16 protein-coding genes are annotated in these 18,925 nt (G+C 67.0%); 7 read left to right on the top strand and 9 right to left on the bottom strand.

Annotation, left to right across the window (positions count from 1 at the left end):
- Positions 1-11: 11 nt before the first annotated feature.
- On the bottom strand, positions 12-1,820 hold the full coding sequence (locus ACVOKU_RS01280) for a DUF885 domain-containing protein (RefSeq protein ID WP_481558832.1): 1,809 nt from the start codon (positions 1,818-1,820) through the stop codon (positions 12-14).
- 112 nt (positions 1,821-1,932) lie between these two features.
- Between ACVOKU_RS01280 and ACVOKU_RS01275 the strand changes: the two genes are divergently transcribed.
- Positions 1,933-2,289 (top strand): GFA family protein, encoded by a 357-nt coding sequence (locus tag ACVOKU_RS01275; RefSeq protein WP_053518787.1) that lies wholly within the window; start codon positions 1,933-1,935, stop codon positions 2,287-2,289.
- On the top strand, positions 2,286-3,083 hold the full coding sequence (locus ACVOKU_RS01270; RefSeq protein ID WP_481558831.1) for a DUF4349 domain-containing protein: 798 nt from the start codon (positions 2,286-2,288) through the stop codon (positions 3,081-3,083). The genes ACVOKU_RS01275 and ACVOKU_RS01270 overlap by 4 nt, the downstream gene beginning before the upstream one ends.
- Positions 3,084-3,116: 33 nt before the next feature.
- Here ACVOKU_RS01270 and ACVOKU_RS01265 read toward each other — a convergent pair whose 3' ends face one another.
- Both ACVOKU_RS01265 and ACVOKU_RS01260 read right to left on the bottom strand, forming a co-directional pair.
- Positions 3,117-3,410 (bottom strand): hypothetical protein, encoded by a 294-nt coding sequence (locus ACVOKU_RS01265; protein WP_053518791.1) that lies wholly within the window; start codon positions 3,408-3,410, stop codon positions 3,117-3,119.
- A gap of 71 nt (positions 3,411-3,481) precedes the next feature.
- The gene (locus ACVOKU_RS01260) at positions 3,482-4,426 is read right to left on the bottom strand and encodes a LysR substrate-binding domain-containing protein (protein ID WP_053518793.1); all 945 of its coding nucleotides are present in this window, start codon (positions 4,424-4,426) and stop codon (positions 3,482-3,484) included.
- Between the two features lie 115 nt (positions 4,427-4,541).
- Here ACVOKU_RS01260 and ACVOKU_RS01255 point away from each other — a divergent pair, with 115 nt between their 5' ends.
- Complete coding sequence (locus tag ACVOKU_RS01255) at positions 4,542-5,414, top strand: DMT family transporter (RefSeq protein WP_481558830.1); 873 nt, start codon at positions 4,542-4,544, stop codon at positions 5,412-5,414.
- A gap of 237 nt (positions 5,415-5,651) precedes the next feature.
- On the opposite strand, the gene ACVOKU_RS01250 is transcribed toward ACVOKU_RS01255, so the two are convergent.
- A complete protein-coding gene (locus ACVOKU_RS01250; RefSeq protein WP_481558829.1) occupies positions 5,652-6,002 on the bottom strand; it encodes a hypothetical protein in 351 nt (116 codons plus the stop codon).
- A 12-nt stretch (positions 6,003-6,014) separates the two neighbouring features.
- The gene (locus tag ACVOKU_RS01245) at positions 6,015-6,917 is read right to left on the bottom strand and encodes a peptidylprolyl isomerase (protein WP_481558828.1); all 903 of its coding nucleotides are present in this window, start codon (positions 6,915-6,917) and stop codon (positions 6,015-6,017) included.
- Positions 6,918-7,053: 136 nt separating this feature from the next.
- Here ACVOKU_RS01245 and ACVOKU_RS01240 point away from each other — a divergent pair, with 136 nt between their 5' ends.
- A complete protein-coding gene (locus ACVOKU_RS01240; protein ID WP_053519902.1) occupies positions 7,054-7,419 on the top strand; it encodes a PadR family transcriptional regulator in 366 nt (121 codons plus the stop codon).
- On the top strand, positions 7,416-8,405 hold the full coding sequence (locus ACVOKU_RS01235) for a sensor domain-containing protein (RefSeq protein ID WP_193395605.1): 990 nt from the start codon (positions 7,416-7,418) through the stop codon (positions 8,403-8,405). Before ACVOKU_RS01240 ends, ACVOKU_RS01235 begins: the two co-directional genes overlap by 4 nt.
- 103 nt (positions 8,406-8,508) lie before the next feature.
- Here ACVOKU_RS01235 and ACVOKU_RS01230 read toward each other — a convergent pair whose 3' ends face one another.
- The gene (locus ACVOKU_RS01230; protein ID WP_053519900.1) at positions 8,509-9,813 is read right to left on the bottom strand and encodes a polyhydroxyalkanoate depolymerase; all 1,305 of its coding nucleotides are present in this window, start codon (positions 9,811-9,813) and stop codon (positions 8,509-8,511) included.
- Positions 9,814-9,906: 93 nt separating this feature from the next.
- Complete coding sequence (locus tag ACVOKU_RS01225) at positions 9,907-10,497, bottom strand: class I SAM-dependent DNA methyltransferase (protein ID WP_481558827.1); 591 nt, start codon at positions 10,495-10,497, stop codon at positions 9,907-9,909.
- 144 nt (positions 10,498-10,641) lie between these two features.
- Here ACVOKU_RS01225 and ACVOKU_RS01220 point away from each other — a divergent pair, with 144 nt between their 5' ends.
- Complete coding sequence (locus ACVOKU_RS01220) at positions 10,642-11,097, top strand: CopD family protein (protein WP_481559017.1); 456 nt, start codon at positions 10,642-10,644, stop codon at positions 11,095-11,097.
- Positions 11,098-11,327: 230 nt separating this feature from the next.
- Positions 11,328-13,724: an autotransporter family protein gene (locus ACVOKU_RS01215; RefSeq protein WP_481558826.1), complete on the top strand. Its 2,397-nt coding sequence runs from the start codon at positions 11,328-11,330 to the stop codon at positions 13,722-13,724.
- Between the two features lie 120 nt (positions 13,725-13,844).
- On the opposite strand, the gene ACVOKU_RS01210 is transcribed toward ACVOKU_RS01215, so the two are convergent.
- Complete coding sequence (locus ACVOKU_RS01210; RefSeq protein ID WP_164150798.1) at positions 13,845-14,804, bottom strand: acetyl-CoA carboxylase carboxyltransferase subunit alpha; 960 nt, start codon at positions 14,802-14,804, stop codon at positions 13,845-13,847.
- A gap of 150 nt (positions 14,805-14,954) precedes the next feature.
- The gene (gene dnaE / locus ACVOKU_RS01205; RefSeq protein ID WP_481558825.1) at positions 14,955-18,551 is read right to left on the bottom strand and encodes a DNA polymerase III subunit alpha; all 3,597 of its coding nucleotides are present in this window, start codon (positions 18,549-18,551) and stop codon (positions 14,955-14,957) included.
- Positions 18,552-18,925: the final 374 nt, after the last annotated feature.

Genomic DNA, 18,925 nt, shown 5'->3' with positions numbered 1-18,925 from the left:
AGCGCAGCCGCTTACTCGATCGGCTGGTCCAGCATCAGCTGGCGGGCGAAGCGCACCGGCGGTGCGCCGTAGGACAGCATCTGGTCGTGGTAGGCCTTCAGGTTGAACGCGTCGCCCAGCTTGTCCTGCATCGCCTTGCGGGTGTCGAAGTGCTCCTGCGCACCCACGAAGTAGGTCGGCAGCTGCGCCGAGGTCAGCTGCGCGCGCACCCACTTGCCGGCCGCTTCGCTCTCCTGCTGGAACGCGTCGTGGGTCATCAGGTGCATCGCCTTCTCGCGATCCCAATTGTCCACGTGCACGCCCTGGTCGAGGATGGCGTTGGAGATCGTGCGCAGGTAGAACTTCAGCTGCACCAGGTGGAACAGCGGATCGTTGTCGAGGTAGCCCTGCTCCTGCATCATGCGCTCGGTGTAGACCGCCCAGCCTTCGGCGAACAGGCCCGAACGCAGTACCGCGCGCAGGGTGGAGGGGAACTTGGCCGAATGCCAGCCTTCCAGGTAATGGCCCGGCGTGCCCTCATGGATGCTCAGCAGGTGGATCATGCGCGAGTTGTACTCACGCAGGAAGGAATCGACCTGCTTGTCGTTCCAGTCGTCGGGAATCGGCGACACCGCGTAGAAGGTCTTCAGGTTCTTGTCCAGCGGGCCCGGCGAATCGCAGTAGGCCACGGCCACGCCACGCTGGAATTCCGGCATCAGGATGATGTCCACCGGCGCATCCGGCAGCGTCATCAGGTCGTGCTCGCGCACGAACGCGGTGGACTGGTCCAGCGCGGCCTTGGCGTCGTCGACCACCTTGTCACGTGCCGGCTTGTCGGCGTAGGCCAGTTCCAGCGCGGCCTCGATGGCCTTCTGCTGCTGCTCGTCGGTCGGCTGCGCCGGCATCTCCGGCGCACCCGGCTTGTCCTTCAGCACCGTCTGCGCGATGCCGTACATGTCTTCGCGCACGCGCTTGAGCTCGGCACGCGCGCGCTCACCGATCTCCTGCCGCGACAGCGAAGAACTGAGGGCGAACTTGAGCTTCTGGTCGTACTTCTCCGCACCGATGCGGAAATCACCCTTCGCGTTCGGCACGAGGGTCTTGTCCAGCCAGGTCTGCTGTTCGTCCACGGCCTTCTTCAGGCCATCGATGGCGGCCTGCAGGCGCTGCTGGTCGGCCTGCGGCAGTTCGCCGATATGCGGGGTGATGAAGGTATCGACGATGCTGAGAATGCCCTTGTTCTGCTTGGCCACCGTTTCGGCATGGATCTTCGGCACACGCGCCGGATCGAGGTTCTCGCGGGCCTGGGAGAAGATCGCCGGCAGCTTTTCCATGCGCGCGGTGGCCGACTTCAGCCGTTCCGGCAGCGGCGCGAACTCGCGTGCCATCAGGCCGTAGATCGCGCTGCCGGCGATGCCGTTGTACAGCTGCGGATCCCACTTGCCGGACTGCAGCACTTCGGCGTTCCAGATTTCCGACTGCAGCTGGTTGCGCAGGATGGCGGCATCGACCTGGTTCTCCCGGCCCAGCTTGGCCACGTCGATCCTGTCCAGCTCGCCCAGCAATGCCTTGTAGGCGGCGACGGTCTTCTGCTGGCCGGCCGCACTCAGGTCGTCGATCTCGCTGTCGTAGCGGTGGTCGCCGATCTGGGTGGCGCTGACCGGGGACAACTGCATCCAGGTGTCCAGGGCGCGCTTGGACAGATCGGCAAAGGCCGCATCGGCTGCCGCGTCACCGGCCTGCTGGCTGGCGGCGGAGGTGGAACCGGCGGTCGGGGCGTCGGCCTGCTGGCAGCCGGCGAGGGCGGCGACCAGGGCGAGGGCAAGAAGATGCGGGCGCATCGGCGTTCCTGTACGGGGTCAAACCCCGAGCATAGGCCGCGAAGGCTGCTTTGTCCCCGTGCCATAGGATTACCATGGGCACCTACACGGACCCGCCAGCGGAGCAAAGGACATGGAATACCAGGGAAGCTGCCATTGCGGCAGGATCGCATTCACGGTGCAGGCCGAGGCCCCGATCAGCGACGTCATCGACTGCAACTGCTCGATGTGCCGCCGCCGCGGCAGCCTGCTGTGGTTTGCGCCGCGCGAGGCATTCCAGCTGCAGACCGATCCAGCCGATGTGGCCACCTACCAGTTCAACAGGCACCACATCGACCACCACCATTGCCGCGAGTGCGGCACTGCACCGTACAGCGAGGCCGTGGATCCGCGCAGCGGTGCGGCGATGGTGGCGGTCAACGTGCGCTGCCTGCCGCAGGTCGATCTGGCCGGCCTGTCGGTGACCTCCTACGACGGAGCCGCAGCGTGACGGTCCGGCGTGGATGGGTGGGCGCATTGACCGTGCCGGCACTCGTGCTGGCCCTGGCGGCCTGCGCGAAGGTGGAGCACGCGGCCGGTGGCGGTGGTGCCGCAGCCGAAGCCGTGGCGTCGCCCGAAGGCGCCTTCCTGGCCTATGAACACGACGTACAGGTACAGCTGGACGCGGAAACCATCGCGCCGCGCATCCAGCAGGTCGCGCAGGCCTGCCAGAGTGCGAAGTTCGGCGACTGTGCGGTGCTGCAGGTGGACCAGCGCAGTGGCGATTCACCCAGCGGCGAGGTCCGTGTACGCATCGCGCCGAAGGGCGTGGAGCCCCTGATCGGCCTGGCGGGCGAGGGCGGCACACTGCAGTCGCGCACCACCCGCGCCGAGGATCTTGCACAGCAGGTGGCCGATACCGCGTTGACCAAGGCACGGTTGGAGAAGGAACACGCACGCTTGCTTGCCTACCAGGACCGTGGCGGTCTGAAGATCGAGGATCTGCTGGCGATCAGCACGCGCCTGTCGGAGATCGAGGCGGGGGTGGAGCAGGCCAGCAAGGACGCCGCGCAGCAGCGTCGCCGCATCGATACGCAGCTGCTGACGCTGCACTTCGGTACCACCTCCGGCGAGCGCGGCCGCAGCGAGATCGGCGATGCGCTGAGCGAGTCGGGCAGCATCCTCAGTACCAGTATCGCCTTCCTGATCCGTGCGGCGGCTGCATTGCTGCCGGTCGCGGTACTGGCGTTGATCGCAGGATGGGGGGTGAGGGCCGGGTTGCGTCGCCGCCGTCGCACGCCGTAACGCGCGTGTTCGCCGGGCCACGCCCGGCGATCCTCAGCCTTCGTCGGTCTCGTATTCGACGAACACGTCCAGCTCCAGCGCAAGCTCCTGCACCGCGTCACGAACCTTCTGCGCGGTGCTTTCGTTGCCCACCTCCACTTCCAGTTCGTGGATGCCCGGCCCGATGTCATCGGACAGTCCTGCCGAACTGGAGTCATCGTCGTCCATGTGCGGCATCAGATCGTCGGTTTCCTCGACATGTTCGATGCCTTCCAGGCCCAGCAGCAGGTCGCTGATCGCACGGGCGTCGTCTTCGGTTCCAGTGATGCGCATTCGCAGCAGGGCCATGGCAGATGCAGGTCGTTGTGGAGGTATCCCCAGCGTAGCCAGCGATGGGCAAAGACCGGGTGAGGGCCTGGTCAGCCGGGCGTGGGCGCGCGGCCGAGCAGACTGTCGGGCAGTGCCGGGATCGGTGTGCGGTCGTCCTGTGCCTGGGCCAGCAGCCAATCGATGAACAGGCGTGCGGCAGGGCTGGGCGGCTGGCCTTCGGCATGCACCACGTAATACGCATAGCGGGCCTTCAGGGCGGGCCCGGGCAGCCGCACCACCTCGTAGCGCTGCAGGTAGGGTTGGGCGATGTGGGTGCGCGCCAGCACCGCGCCCATGCCGTACACCGCCGCCCGCATCGCATCGGTGCTGTCGGCGAAGGTGTGCATCGGCGGCAGCGGCGAGGGCGGGCGTACGCCCGCATGGCGGAACCAGTCGCGCCAGCCCTGCGGCGACAGATCGGTCAGCAGCGGCAGCTCGGCGATGCGCGCCGGATCGTGCAGGGCTTCCACGCCCGGCAGCGCCGGCGAGGCGACCGGGAACAGGCTGTCGTCCATCAGGTGTTGCGCATGCAGCCCCGGCCACTGGCCCAGGCCATAGCGGATGCCGACCTCCGGTCCGTTGTCGTCATAGCGGTCCAGGCCGCTGCCGGTGTGCAGTTCCACCCGGATGTGCGGATGCGCCTGGGTGAAGCGCGGCAGGCGTGGCAGCAGCCAGCAGTACGACAGCGAGCGCAGGGTGGTGATGCGCAGCGGCACGCTGTCCGCATCCGGATGCAGATTGTGGGCGACGGCGGCGACATCGGTGAACGCCGCACTGGCGGCGTCGGCCAGCTGCCGGCCTTCGGCGGTCAGCCGCACGCCGCGGGCATGGCGCAGGAACAGGCGGGTTTCCAGCACCTCTTCCAGGCGGCGGACATGGTGGCTGACCGCGCTGGCGGTCAGGTGCAGTTCCTGCGCGGCCTGGGCGAAGTTCTGGTGGCGCGCGGCGACCGCGAACACGGCCAGGGCAGGGAGCAGGGAAGGGCGTAGCTGCATGTCCAGCCTCAAACCATATTTGTGGCTGGCAGCGATACTACGCGCTTGTGCGGCGGGCGTCTGCGTCTGATCCTGTGGTACCAACCGAGGAGTGGATGATGGACGGAGGCAGGGCATGAATGCGGTCCCGCAGGCGGCCGAGCGCGACTGGCGCACACCGCTGGAGTTGACCCTGCTGGGCGCCATCTGGGGGTGCTCGTTCCTGTTCATGCGGGTGGCGGTGCCATCGTTCGGCCCGTTCGCCCTGGTCGAGGTGCGTCTGCTGCTGGGAGCACTGGTACTGCTGCCGTTCCTGTGGCGCGCGCGGGCGCAGTTCCCGCCGCGGCGCTGGCTGTGGCTGGCGCCGATCGGCCTGGTCAACTCGGCGTTGCCGTTCGTGCTGTTCGCCTACGCCGCCGAGCACGCACCGGCGGCGATCGGTGCGATCTGCAATGCGATGACGGTCCTGTTTGCCGCGCTCATCGCCTTCCTGTTCTTCGGCGAGAAGATCGGCATGCGTCGCGCGGGTGCGTTGCTGGTCGGCTTTGCCGGCGTGGTGGTGCTGGCGACGGCCAAGGTCTCGGGCCTGGGCATCGGCACGGCCGTGCTGGCCGGCGCCGCGGCATCGCTGCTGTACGGCCTGGGGGTGAACCTGGTGAAGCGGCACATGGCGGGCCTGCCGTCTGCTGCCGCGGCGGCGGCGACGCTGTCCTGTGCCTCGCTGTGGATGCTGCCGATGGCGGTGAGCCATTGGCCGCAGGCCGCGATTCCGCTCAAGGCGTGGGGCGCGGCGATTGCCTTGGGCGTGGCCTGCACCGGGCTGGCGTTCCTGATGTTCTACCGTCTGATTGGCCGCATCGGCCCGTCGCGTGCATCGACGGTGACCTACCTGATTCCGCTGTTCGGTGCGGCGTTCGCGTGGTTGTTCCTGGGTGAGCCGGTGACGCTGCAGATGCTGATTGCGGGTGCGTTGATTCTGGGTAGCGTGGCGGTGAGTCAGAAGGGCTGAGGCGTTGGCGTTTTGCGCGTGGCGCGTGCTGAAGGTGCTTCACTGTTCATGGGCGTTACTTTTCTTTTCGCGCGAAAAGAAAAGTAACCAAAAGAAACGCGCCGCCAAGCCGCGAGCCGCCGTGCTTCGCACGTCGGTCCCCTGCGCTTCTCGGTGAATCAGGGGACGGTGCCGAACTCGCTGCGCTCAGACATCGGCACCTCTCCGCCCCTGATTCCCCTGCGATGCTCGGCTCGCTCAAGGCGGACTGAAGGTCAAGATCACCAGCAACAGCAACAGCAACAGCAACAGCAACAGCAACAGCAACAGCATCCACGCTTGACGTGGATCTGCTGGGTGCAGCTGTGGACTTTGATCTGGGTCCGCCTTGAGCGAGCCGAGCACCGCAGGTCCGGCGAGGGCGAAGAGGCGCGGGTGTCTGAGCGCAGCGAGTTCCCGCGCCGTCCCTCGACGGGCCGAGGAGCGCAGGGTACCGATGCGCAACGCGCATCGGCTCGCGGTCGGCGGAACGTTTCTTTTGGTTACTTTTCTTTGCGTACAAAGAAAAGTAACGCCCATGAACAGTGAAGCACCTTCAGCACGCGTCACGCGCAGGAATCATCACCGCACCGGCACCGGAACATTGCACAGATCGATATGCCCGGCCGGACGCTTGTAGAAATCATCCACGCGATTGCGTCGCGCCTCCACGGTATCGGCGAAAGCTTTTGAATCAGTACGCAACACCTGGATCGGCGTGCGTTCGGCGGCCGCCACGTCGCTGGCTCGGCGGATCGAAATGATCGGCGTGCGCAGTTTCGGGTCTTCATAGAAGCCCATCGGCGCCGGGCCGCGCGGGATCGCGCTGAGCAGTTCCATGCCCTTCAGGACGCGACCGACCAGGGTGATGTTGCGGTCCAGCTGACGTGGCGACTGCCCGGTCACCACGTACAGTTCGGCACCGATGCTGCTGTCCTCGTCGTTGTTGCGACCGGCCCCCAGCATGCCGTAGCAGTGCGCCAGCCAGGCCTTGCCGGCCTGCGGATCCTGCCCGACCGGGAAGCCATCGACGAAACCGGTCTGCGCCGCCCAGCCATCGCGGTCCGGCAGCACGCTCACCTTCAGGCCGGCGCTGGCACGCTCGAACTCGGCCGGCAGCTTGCGCGCGGCGCTGCCGAACGGCTTGGCCCTGGCCGGGTCATCGGCGTCGGCATCGCCGAACTGCACGACGAAGTTGTCCTGCGAACGGTAGATGCTGGTGCCGTCCCAGAAGTGCTCGTGGGCGAACGTCTGGATGTTGGCGACATGGCGTGGTGCGAACTGGGGCGCCAGTTCGATGATCACCCGGCCGGCAGGCAGATCCATGTACAGCAGGTTGGCCGGGTCGGGGGTGCGCCAATCGCTGGCGGCCGAGGCGTCAAGGATCTGCTGCGGGCTGCGGTAGGGCGTCGCTGCGCTGGCCAGCGAGGGCAACAGGCAGGCCAGGGCGAGGGCGGTCAGGGCAAGGCGACGACGGTGCGGCATGGAAACCCCGGAACATGAACGAGCCCCCGATTCTGCGCGAGGCGCAGGGCCACGCCAACCGGCAGGATGACTAACGACACATTCGCTATACCGAACTTCGCACTACTGTGGACTTCAACGTAGTGGAGGGCCGGGCATGTCGGAAGACGACATCCACCTGAAGAAGTTCCAGAAGGAGCTCAGCGCCGGAACCGTGTCGCTGGCCCTGCTGGCGGTGCTGGCCCGTACCGGCGAGCCGCTGTACGGGTACCTCATCGCCAAGGAGCTGGAGCGCGTGGGCGAGGGCGTGCTGAGTGGCAAGCAGAGCGCGCTGTACCCGGTGCTGCGCAACCTGGAGAACGGCGGCCTGCTGGAGAGCCATGTCGAGCCCTCCAGCAGCGGGCCGCCCCGGCGCTACTACCGCATCAATGACCGTGGCCGCGAAGTGCTGGCGCAGTGGCGCCAGGCCTGGCAGGCCACCCGTGATTCCGTCGATTCCGTGTTGGAGGGGGTACCGCAATGAACGACCCGAGCCTGGCAGGCCGCGCCCTGCCGACCACCATCCCGCAGTACCTGGCGCAGCTGCGCGCGGCGCTGCAGGGCGCCGATCCGGCGATGGTGCAGGACGCGCTGTATGACGCCGAGGAATACCTGCGTTCCGAGCTGGCCGCCCAGCCCGGCCGCAGCGAGGCGGAGGTGATTGCCGATGTGGCCGGCAGCTACGGTGCGCCGGATGAAGTGGCGGAGATCTACCGCGAAACGGAAGTCACCGTGAACCGCGCATTGCGCACGCCGCGCGCCGACACCGCGCCGGTGCTGCGTGTGGCAGCCGAGGCCAGTGGTGTGGAACCGGCCGCGGCACCGCCGGTGCCGGTGCCGCGCTCGCTGCTGTCGCGCTTCTTTGGCGTGGTGGCCGATCCGCACACCTATGGCGCGCTGTTCTACATGCTGCTGTCGCTGGCCACCGGCATCTTCTTCTTCACCTGGGTGGTGACCGGCCTGTCGCTGTCGCTCGGCCTGCTGATCCTGATCATCGGCGTGCCGTTGACCGTGCTGTTCTTCGGTTCGGTGCGCGGGCTGGCACTGCTGGAGGGGCGCCTGGTCGAGGCGCTGCTGGGCGAGCGCATGCCGCGGCGACCGCGCTACACCGACCGCAGCCGCAGCTGGCTGCAGCGTATCGGCGACATGTTCACCGACGGCCGCACCTGGCTGACCCTGTTGTACTTCGTGCTGATGCTGCCCTTGGGCATCGTCTACTTCACCATCGCGGTGACGCTGCTGTCGCTGTCGCTGGGACTGATCTGGGCGCCGGTGGCAGCGATCTTCAGCGGGGAAATCCCGGGCGTGTACGTTGATGGCGTGAACGTGCTGCCGATGGCTGCCTCGCCGCTGGTCGGGATCGTGGTCGCCGCGGCGGGTGCCCTGCTGCTGCTGCTGACGCTGCACCTGGCACGCGGCATCGGCAGGCTGCATGGCCTGATCGCCAAGAACCTGCTGGTGCGCCTGTAAGCGACAAGGGGTCGGATCCCTGTTCGCAGAACAGGGCTCTGACTCCGTTCGAGCGGGGTCAGAGCCCTTTCTGTTGGAAAGGGATCCGACCCCCGGCGCGGGGTCAGCCCGCCTTGCGGCGCAGCGGGGTGACGTTGCTCTTCTTCTTCGCTTTTGCCGCTGGCGCTTCTGCGTGCGCTGCGAAGAAGTCGCGTACCTTCGGGTACACCACCTCGCGCCAGCGGCGGCCGCTGAAGATGCCGTAATGGCCGGCGCCTTCGACGATGAAATGCTCGCGGCGCTCGGCCGGGATGCCCGTACACAGCGCCTGCGCCGCTTCGGTCTGGCCGAGGCCCGCGATATCGTCCAGTTCGCCTTCGATGCTCAGCAGCGCGGTATCGCGGATCGCCGAAGGGTCGACCTTTTCGCCGTTGACCACCCACTCTCCGCGCGGCAGCAGGAAGTCCTGGAAGACCACGCGGATGGTGTCCAGGTAGTACCTGGCAGGCATGTCCAGCACCGCGTTGTACTCATCATAGAAGCGGCGGTGCGCGTCAGCGTCTTCCAGATCGCCCTTGACCAGGTCGGCGTAGAAGTCCCAGTGCGAGCTGAAATGGCGGCTGGGATTCATCGACAGGAAACCGGCGTGCTGCAGGAAGCCCGGGTACACGCGACGGCCTGCGCCGGGGTAGCCGGCCGGCACGCTGTGGATGACGTTGTTCTCGAACCAGGACAGCGGGTTCTGGGTCGCCAGATTGTTCACCGCGGTGGGGCTGCAGCGTGCGTCGATCGGACCGCCCATCATCACCAGCGTGCGCGGGGTGGGCTCGCCACGGCTGGCCATCAGTGACACCGCGGCCAGCACCGGTACGGTCGGCTGGCACACGCTGACCACGTGCAGGCGCTCGACGCCAAGGTGGCGGATGAACTCCTGGATGTAGGCGATGTAGTCGTCCAGGCCGAAATCACCTTCGCTGGCCGCAACCATGCGCGCATCGACCCAGTCGGTGACGTAGACACGATGGTCGCGCAGCAGCGTGCGCACGGTATCGCGCAGCAGCGTGGCGTGATGGCCGGACAGCGGCGCCACCACCAGCACGAAGGGCTGGTTGAGCATGGTGTGCAGCTGGTCGGCTTCGTTGCTGTGACGCTTGAAGCGCAGCAGCTTGCAGAACGGCTTGCTCACTTCCTCGTGCACGACGATCGGCACGCGCTCGCCTTCGACCTCGATTTCGTTGATGCCCCACTCGGGCTTCTCGTAATCCTTGCCGATGCGATGGAACAGTTCGTTGACCGCCGCCAGGCGTTCGGCACCCGGCATCTGCGACCACCAGTGGCCGGGATTGGCGAAGAACTTGGCGTTGGCCTGGGCCTGGTGCACCCAGGGGGCGAGCAGGTTGCGGGTCAGTTCGTGCAGTTGATAGAGCATGACGACCGAATATGTATGGTCATATGTTGCCGCGCAGCATATCCCATCCGGGTGTCCCGCAGGTTAAGTTGGCTGAAAATAATGAATCCGGATTCACATCCGTTCCAGCGCGGCCGCATCGCCTGCCAGGGCGGGGCCGAGCCAGCAGTGCGCCCCTGCCGGCTGCAGGCCGTGCCGGGCCAGCGTCCGGCGATACCAGCCTGCCGGGCGGGCCTGGAAGCCCTCATGGTCGCCCTCGAACGCGTCCTCGGCGGCGAAGGTCTCCAGGAACGCGATGCCGCCGGTCAGCTCGGCCACGCCGGCCAGGCCGGCGCGCAGCTCGCGGTCGGGCACGTAATGCATCACGTCCGAGCAGACCAGCAGGTCCACCGGCGCGCACGGCCGCAGCCAGGCGAAGTCGCCGAAGCGGGCCAGATGCAGGTTGCGGGTCCGGCCATAGCGACGCACAGCGTACTCGCTGCTGTCGAAGCCCAGATACTCGACCTTCGGACGCAGTTTCCGCAGCGGCGCGCGCCAGGCCCCCTCGCCGCAGCCGATGTCCAGCACGCTGCGGATCGGCCGCTCCAGGTAGTACTCGGCAGTGGCCACCGCCACTGCCACCTTGCGGGCGAGGCGGGCGCTGCCGCCGATGTCGGCCCGGCGGTACCAGCGCTGGAAGTAGGCGGCGTCGTAGGTCTTGTCCACGCAGAAGGAGGTTCCGTTGAAAACGGCGCCTATCGTACGGCGTTGCCGCTCGCCGTGCGTCGATCGGTCGCGCCGACCGCAGCCGGTACACCGGCACGCCATGCGAGAATGGCCGCCACCTACGCCAGCCGCTGGAGCGAGCGCATGCAGAGCTACTACTGGGTCAAGACCTTCCACATCGTGTTCGTGGTGGCGTGGATGGCGACGGTGTTCTATCTGCCGCGCATCCTGGTGAACCTGGCCGAGGCGGCGGGACAACCCGCGGTGGTCGAGCGCCTGCAGCTGATGGGCCTGCGCCTGTACCGTTTCGGCCACTCGATGTTCGGCCTGGCCTTCATCCTGGGACTGGTGTTGTGGCTGGGCTACCGGGTCATTCCGGACTTCCCGACGATGGTCGCGCCGGGCGGTGCCGGCTGGCTGCATGCCAAGCTCGGCCTGGTGGTGCTGCTGCTGGTCTACTTCGGCTGGACCGGCCGCCTGCTCAAGGGCGTCGCCAAGGGCCGGCCTCTGCCGTCCTCGCGCGCGCTGCGCTGGATCAACGAGATCCCGCTGCTGGCCTTCATTCCGATCGTCTGGCTGGTGCTGGCCAAACCCTTCTGAGCCAGCGCACATCGCGCACCTCCAGATGAATCGCCGCGTAACCTGACGAGCGGCGCGGCGCGCCTTGCAACAAATTGCATGGGCCCCGCCCGTGCGTCTCCAGATACTGCGCGCCTTCGACACAGCGGCTGCCTGCAACAGTCCCGCCATTGCTCCGCGTGGGCATGGATGGGAATGCCAGGTACTGCACGCACGCTGTGCCGCTCACGTGCCCCCTCTGGAGATCCATCATGAAACATGCCCATCGTTCCGCCGCAGGCGGGCGTTCCCTTGCCCTGCGTCCGCTCTCGCAATGCCTGCTGCTGGCACTGGCCCTGCCGTTGGCGCAGCACGCTTCTGCCGGCTATCTCAACGACGAGGACCACGAGGTGGTGCAGGGTGACCCGACCGAAGCATGGCGGGTGAACAATGGCTCCACTCTTACGGTGTCGAACGCCAGCACCTACGGCATCCAGGTGCTCTATGGCTCCAACGCCTTCCTGACGGGCGCGGATGTGCTGGTCCGCAATGCCAATGAGAACATTCACGTGCAGTCCGGCTCCCGGCTCGTCGCGCGGGACAGCCGTTTCGATCTGGGCATGACCCAGTTCAACATCTCGGTCGATTCGTCGGCACGCCTCTACAACACGCGGATCGATTCCATCGGTGGTGCCATCGCCTTGTTCCCGGAATTCAGCGGTGGACAGGGCGACGTGTACCTTCTGATGGACAACTCCCACCTGGATGTGGCGCACCGCGACAGCACGGGTTGGAACCATAACGTCGGTCTGGCGATGGGTGCCGGGCGGGCTGACATTGTCAACGGTTCGACGATCCGGGCCAGCCGCAACGGCGCCGTCATGTACTTCGAATATCGGGGTGCGGACAACCTGGTATTGAACGTCGACAATTCCACCCTGGAGTCGCAGACCGGCCCGGCGATCTGGGTCAATCCCGATGTCGACTGGGGCAGTCCCGATGCCGACGTCGACGGCGAATCCGCCGAGATCACCATCCGCAACGGTGCGCGCCTGATTGCCGGCGATGGCACGCTGCTGCTGGTCAAGCATGGCGAGGAGGGGCAGGTCGGCAACGTTGCTGTGCGCTTCAACGTGGAGAACGCGGCGCTGACCGGCGACATCATTGCCGATCGCACCTCCTACACGGGCCAGCTGGATGTCTCGCTGCGCAACCGCGCCACGCTGATCGGCCGCATCGTCGATGCGAGCTCGGTGGCGGTGGGTGAGCAGAGCACCTGGCAGCTGACCGGCGACAGCAGTGTCGGCCGTCTGCAGCTGGATGCGGGCAGCATGGTCAAGCTGGGCGATGGTGCGGGCGGTTTCAATACGCTGTCACTCGATGAGTTCGTTGGTAACGGCGGCACGCTCGTGTTCAACACGGTGCTTGGCGAGGACGACTCGCAGACCGACCGCCTGGTGATTGCCGGTGATGCGACCGGGCAGGCCAATGTGCGCGTGCTCAATGCTGGCGGCCAGGGCGCGCAGACCGACAAGGGCATCGAGCTGATCGAGATCAACGGTGCGTCCGACGCCCAGTTCGACCTGGTCGGCCGTGCGGTCGGCGGGCAGTACGAGTACTTCCTGTTCAAGGATGAGGCCGACGGCAACTGGTACCTGCGTTCGGAACTGCCGGTGACGCCGCCGGATCCCTGTGACCTGGATCCGTCGCTGCCCGACTGTGACCCGACCGGTCCGATCAATCCGGATCCGAAGCCGGTGCTGCGCCCGGAGACCGGCGCGTACCTGGCCAACCAGTACGCCGCAGGGCAGTTGTTCCGCCTGCAGCGCAGTGATCGCGACGGCAATGCGGCCGTTGCCGGGGGTGTGCAGGGCTGGGCACGCGTGGACAGCCAGCAGGCTCGCCTGGGGGCCATGCAGGAGCAGCTGGATCTGCGCACGCAGCGCCATGTGGTGCAGGTGGGCGCAGACGTGGGGCTGTTCGATGAAGGGCGTGGCCGCCTGGGCGTGATGCTCGGTAGTGGGCGTGCTGACAGCACCAGCACCTCGGCGCTGACCGGCTTTGCGGCACGCGGCAAGGTCGCCGGCGTGGCCGCAGGGGTGTACGGCAGCTGGAACAATGGTCGTGCCTATGTGGACAGCTGGGTGCAGCACGGCCGCTTCAACAACCGGGTGGAAGGCGATGGCCTGGCTGCCGAGCGCTACGACAGCGACCTGTGGCAGGGTTCGCTGGAGGCGGGTTACCGCTTCGGCCTCGGCACGCTGGGCGACAGCAGGATCAGCCTGCAGCCGGAGCTGCAGCTGGTCTACACCAACGTCAGCACGGATCGACATACCGAGCAGAACGGCACCGTGGTGCGTGGCCTGGGCGAAAGTGGCCTGTCCGGCCGCCTCGGCCTGCGCCTGGAAGCGGAATCGACCAGCACGCATGGCGCCGTGGTGACCCCGTACCTGACCGCCAACTGGTATCGCGACGCCCGCACGGGTGGCATGGCGTTCGATGACGTGGCCATGGACAGCGACGCGCCGCGCAACCGCTACGCGCTGGGTGCAGGCGCGCGGGTGGAATTCGCCAAGGGCTGGACGGGCTGGGGTGGTCTGGACGTGAGCCGCGGTGACTCAGGCTACCGCGAAGTCAGCGCCACGCTGGGCATGTCCTACAACTGGTAAGCAGATCGGCGTACGGCGAGCCCGTACGCGCAGGAACAGGGACGTATCGCCACACGGATGTGGCACCTCTGGAGCCGGGCATTGCCCGGCTTCAGGCGTTCCGTGCAGCCGAAGCAGCGATTACGCGGCCTCGTAGGTGCCGTAGCTGCGCAGGCGCTTGTAGCGCTGCTCGAGCAGTTCCGCGGTGGACAGCTTGTCCAGCGCGTCCAGCTCGTTCAGCAGCACGGCTTTCAGGCGCCGGGCCATCTGGGTCGGGTTGCGGTGGGCGCCGCCGGTCGGCTCGCGCACGACCTTGTCGACCAGGCCCAGGCTCTTCAGGCGCGGGGCGGTCAGGCCCAGCTGTTCGGCCGCGTCCTTGGCCTTGCCGGCATCCTTCCACAGGATCGAGGCGCAGCCTTCCGGGGTAATGGTCGAATACACCGCGTACTCCAGCATCACGGTGCGGTCGCCCACGCCCAGTGCCAGCGCACCGCCCGAGCCGCCTTCGCCGATCACGGTGCAGATCACCGGCACCTTCAGTTCGGCCATTTCCATCAGGTTGCGCGCGATCGCTTCGGACTGGCCGCGCGATTCGGCGTCGATGCCCGGCCAGGCGCCGGCGGTGTCGATCAGGGTCAGCACCGGCAGGCCGAAACGCTCGGCCATCTTCATCAGGCGCAGCGCCTTGCGGTAGCCCTCGGGCTTGGGCATGCCGAAGTTGCGCTTGATCTTCTCCTTGGTGTCGCGGCCCTTCTGGTGGCCGATGACCATCACCGCACGGCCATTGATGCGGGCCAGGCCGCCCATGATGGCCTTGTCGTCGGCAAAGGCGCGATCACCGGCCAGTTCCTGGAACTCATCGAAGATGATGCGGATGTAATCGGCGGTGTAGGGCCGCGACGGGTGGCGGGCCAGCTGCAGCACCTGCCAGGAGGTCAGGTTGCGGAAGATCTGTGCGGTACGCATGCGCAGCTTGTCCTGCAGCGCGTGCACTTCGGCTTCGACATTGACCGCCGGACCGGCACTGGCGTTGCGCAGCTCCTGGATCTTCGCTTCCAGGTCGGCGATGGGTTGCTCGAAGTCGAGGTAGTTCGGATTCATCGGAAGCCGTCGTGTAAAGAAGGAGGAAAGTGTAGCCGAACCCGGTGAAATTCCCCGTACGCCCCTGTCTGGAGCGTACGGAGGGGCTGGCCGGCAGGCAGCGCGCTGCCTTGGCCGCGCCGGCTGGACGCGGGACCTGGCGGGGCGGGATCAGCTGGCCCAGGGCGGGCTGTAGCGCACCTTCAGGGTGCGCACGGCCGGGTCGGCGCGCAGCGCTTCCATCAGCTTCGAGTCGATGCGCACGGCGCTCTGTCCGGACACGTCGAGCATGCCGGCGATGCCACCGTGCGGGCCCTTCAGCAGCAGGTCCAGGCGCAGGGGGGTGCGGCCGGGGCGATGGCGGTCGAGCAGGGCATCGATGCGCTCCCACACCGGCCGCTGCTGGCGCAGGTCCAGCCGCAGCGACAGCCGTGTAGCGTAGTTGGCGCAGACCTCATCAAAATCCCAGCACTGGCGGATGCGCAGGGCGTAGCCACCGTTGAATTCGTCTTCACGCAGGCCGCCCTTGACCACCAGGATGCGGTCCTTGGTCATCAGGTGGCCGAACTCGGCCAGGGTGTCGGAGAACGCGCTGCACTCCACGCGTCCACGCCCGTCCTCGAGCTGGATGAAGATCTGGCTTTCGCCCTTGCGGCGCACGCCGACCACCTGGCCGGCCAGCACGGTCTGCACTTCCGGGCGCCAGCGCTTCTCACCGCCACCGCCACCACCACCGCCGCTGCTGGCGCTCCAGATCTTTTCCACCGCGCCCAGATCGTTGCCGACCAGATCGCGCACGTCGTCGCGCCACGGATCGAATGGATGGCCGCTGAGGTAGAAGCCCAGCGTGTCGCGCTCGCCGTTCAGGCGTTGCAGCAGGGGCCACTCTTCGGCCTCCGGCAGGTCCAGCTGGATCGTCGTCGCGCTCGGGTCCGGCCCACCGAACAGCGAGTTCTGCCCGGAGGCGCGCTCGCGTGCCATCTGCTCGGTGGCCTTGATCACTTCCGGCAGCTGCAGCATCAGCGAGGCGCGGTTGCGGCCCAGCTCATCCAGTGCGCCGCAGTTGATCATCGCTTCCAGGGTGCGCCGGTTGAGCTTGGCCGAGCCGACGCGGGTGCAGAAATCGAGCAGGTCGGTGTAGTTTCCGCCCCGCAGCCGCTCGTCCACCACCGCTTCGCAGGCACCCTGGCCGACACCCTTGATCGCACCCAGGCCGTACTGGATGGTGTCCGGCGTGGCTGCCTCGAACATGAAGGCGGACTGGTTCACCTTCGGCGGCAGCACGGTCAGGCCGAGGTTGCGCACCTCGTCGAGGAAGCCGACCACCTTGTCGGTGTTGTCCATGTCCGACGACAGCGTGGCCGCCATGAACTCGGCCGGGTAATGGCGCTTGAGCCACGCGGTCTGGTAACTGACCAGCGCGTAGGCAGCGGCGTGCGACTTGTTGAAGCCGTAGCCGGCGAACTTCTCCATCAGGTCGAAGATCTCGTCGGCCTTGGGGCCGTCGACGCCGCCCTTGGCCGCACCCTCGCGGAAGATCTCGCGGTGCTTGGCCATTTCGGCCGGCACCTTCTTGCCCATCGCACGGCGCAGCAGGTCGGCGCCGCCCAGCGAGTAGCCGCCGACGATCTGCGCCATCTGCATCACCTGCTCCTGGTACACCATGATGCCGTAGGTGTCCTTGAGGATGGCTTCGGTGCGCGGATCGGGATAGATGATTTCTTCCTGCCCGTGCTTGCGCGCGTTGAAGGACGGAATCAGGTCCATCGGGCCGGGGCGGTACAGCGACACCAGCGCGATCAGGTCTTCGAAACGGTCGGGGCGTGCGTCCTTCAGCAGGCGGCGCATGCCGGAGGATTCGAACTGGAAGACCGCACCGGTGTTGCCGTTGGCGAAGATGTCCTTGTAGGTCGGCGCGTCGTCCAGCGGGATCGCCGCGATGTCCACCGGCGGGATGCCGGCGCGCGCGTGGCGCTTGTTGATCGCCTTCACTGCCCAGTCGATGATGGTCAGCGTGCGCAGGCCAAGGAAGTCGAACTTCACCAGGCCCACTTCTTCCACGTCGTTCTTGTCGAACTGGGTGACCGGATTCTTGCCGATGCCGTTCTCGTCGTGTTCGGCGTACAGCGGGCAGAACTCGCTCAGCGGCTCGGGGCCGATCACCACGCCACCGGCGTGCTTGCCGGCGTTGCGGGTGAGGTCTTCCAGCTGCAGCGCCAGATCGATCAGGTCACGGACATCGTCTTCGGTTTCGTAACGCTGGATCAGCTCGGCCGATGCCATCTCCGAGCCCGGGCCTTCCTTGCCCTTGCCGAGCGCATCCTTCAGGTGGATGCCGAGGATGTTCGGGATCAGCTTGGAGACGCCGTCAACCAGGCCATAGGGGAAACCGAGCACACGGCCGGAATCGCGCACCACGGCCTTGGCGGCCATGGTGCCGTAGGTGATGATCTGGCTGACGCGTTCGCGCCCGTATTTGCGCGCGACGTAGTCGATCACTTCGTCGCGGCGGTCCATGCAGAAATCGATGTCGAAGTCAGGCATCGACACGCGTTCCGGATTCAGGAACCGCTCGAACAGCAGGTTGTAGGGCAGCGGATCCAGGTCGGTGATCTTCAACGCCCACGCCACCAGCGAACCGGCACCGGAACCACGGCCCGGGCCGATCGGGATGCCCTGGTTCTTGCCCCACTGGATGAAGTCGGCCACGATCAGGAAGTAGCCGGGGAAACCCATCTTGATGATGGTATCGAGCTCGAATTCGAGGCGCTCGAAGTACTCCTCGCGGGTCTTGCCCGGCGCCAGCGGATTCTTCTGCAGGCGTTCTTCCAGGCCGTCGCGCGACATCTTCTGGATCCAGGTATCCAGGGTCTCGTCGTCCGGCACCGGGTAGTTGGGCAGGAAGTAGGTGCCCAGCCGCATCTCGATGTTGCAGCGCTCGGCCAGCGCCAGCGTGTTGTCGATCGCATCGGGGATGTCGGCGAACAGCGCACACATCTCCTCGGCCGACTTCAGGTACTGCTGGTCACTGTATTCGCGCGGCCGCTTGGGATCGTCCAGCACGCGACCGGTCGAGATGCACACGCGTGCCTCATGCGCGCTGAAGTCCGAAGGTGCAAGGAAGCGCACATCATTGCTGGCCACCACCGGCAGACCGCGCTGGCCGGCGGCCATCAGCGCGAAGCGGTTGAAGGCCTCCTCGCCGTCGCGGCCGGTTCGGGTCAGTTCCAGGTGCAGGCCGTCGCCGAACACCCGCTGCCAGTCGGCCAGATGCTGCTCGGCAAGGTCGTGCTTGCCGTCCAGCGCCAGGCGCCCGGCGAGGCTCTCGCGCCCGGCCAGCGCGAACAGGTTGGCGTTGCCGGCCTTTAACCAGTCCGGATGCACGGCGACGCCGCCTTCGGGACGATGGCCCTCCATCCAGGCACGGGTCAGCAGCCGTGACAGGCTCAGGTAGCCTTCGCGGTCGCGGCACAGCAGGGTCATCCGCCACGGGTCCTGGCCCTCCTCGGCGATCATCACGTCGGCGCCGGCGATCGGCTTGATGCCCACGCCTTCGGCTGCCTTGTAGAACTTGATCAGGGCGAACAGATTGTTGAGGTCGGTCACCGCCAGCGCGGGCAGGCCCAGCTCGACCGAGCGTGACAGCAGGTTGGCCTGCTTGGCCTTCTTCGGGTCGGCCTGGTCCGGCTTGGCCGGCACACGGATGGTCGAGTCCGCCAGCGAGAACTCGGTGTGGACGTGGAGATGTACGAAGCGGGAGTTGGACATGCCGGACCAGGTTGGAGCGCGGGGGCCCCGGGTGCCGACGGGAGTTCGTCGCCGGGGTCGGGAAGCGCTGGAATGCCCGGTCAGGGTAGCGAGGGCAGGGGGAGGCGACAAGCTCTTGACGGCGCGTCGATTGCGCGAACAGGCCGCCGGGCATGGCCCGGCGCTACCGCGGTAATGTGGGCGCACGATGCCGCCGGGCATGGCCCGGCGCTACCGCGGCAATGTGGGCGCACGATGCCGCCGGGCATGGCCCGGCGCTACCGCGGCACTGTGGGCGCACGATGCCGCCGGGCATGGGCCCGGCGCTACCGCGGCACTGTGGGCGCACGATGCCGCCGGGCATGGCCCGGCGCTACCGCGGCACTGTGGGCGCA

This window comes from Stenotrophomonas sp. STEN147, from assembly GCF_056757995.1.
Note: the sequence above shows the minus strand (reverse complement) of the source record. Positions and strands in the feature narration are given on the sequence as shown.

What these genes read in the sequence shown, in the direction of transcription:
- ACVOKU_RS01280 (WP_481558832.1), bottom strand. Translation starts at nt 1,820, where the DNA reads ATGCGCCCGCATCTTCTTGCCCTCGCCCTGGTCGCCGCCCTCGCCGGC.
- ACVOKU_RS01275 (WP_053518787.1), top strand. Translation starts at nt 1,933, where the DNA reads ATGGAATACCAGGGAAGCTGCCATTGCGGCAGGATCGCATTCACGGTG.
- ACVOKU_RS01265 (WP_053518791.1), bottom strand. Translation starts at nt 3,410, where the DNA reads ATGGCCCTGCTGCGAATGCGCATCACTGGAACCGAAGACGACGCCCGT.
- ACVOKU_RS01260 (WP_053518793.1), bottom strand. Translation starts at nt 4,426, where the DNA reads ATGCAGCTACGCCCTTCCCTGCTCCCTGCCCTGGCCGTGTTCGCGGTC.
- ACVOKU_RS01255 (WP_481558830.1), top strand. Translation starts at nt 4,542, where the DNA reads ATGAATGCGGTCCCGCAGGCGGCCGAGCGCGACTGGCGCACACCGCTG.
- ACVOKU_RS01245 (WP_481558828.1), bottom strand. Translation starts at nt 6,917, where the DNA reads ATGCCGCACCGTCGTCGCCTTGCCCTGACCGCCCTCGCCCTGGCCTGC.
- ACVOKU_RS01240 (WP_053519902.1), top strand. Translation starts at nt 7,054, where the DNA reads ATGTCGGAAGACGACATCCACCTGAAGAAGTTCCAGAAGGAGCTCAGC.
- ACVOKU_RS01235 (WP_193395605.1), top strand. Translation starts at nt 7,416, where the DNA reads ATGAACGACCCGAGCCTGGCAGGCCGCGCCCTGCCGACCACCATCCCG.
- ACVOKU_RS01230 (WP_053519900.1), bottom strand. Translation starts at nt 9,813, where the DNA reads ATGCTCTATCAACTGCACGAACTGACCCGCAACCTGCTCGCCCCCTGG.
- ACVOKU_RS01220 (WP_481559017.1), top strand. Translation starts at nt 10,642, where the DNA reads ATGCAGAGCTACTACTGGGTCAAGACCTTCCACATCGTGTTCGTGGTG.
- ACVOKU_RS01215 (WP_481558826.1), top strand. Translation starts at nt 11,328, where the DNA reads ATGAAACATGCCCATCGTTCCGCCGCAGGCGGGCGTTCCCTTGCCCTG.
- ACVOKU_RS01210 (WP_164150798.1), bottom strand. Translation starts at nt 14,804, where the DNA reads ATGAATCCGAACTACCTCGACTTCGAGCAACCCATCGCCGACCTGGAA.
- dnaE (WP_481558825.1), bottom strand. Translation starts at nt 18,551, where the DNA reads ATGTCCAACTCCCGCTTCGTACATCTCCACGTCCACACCGAGTTCTCG.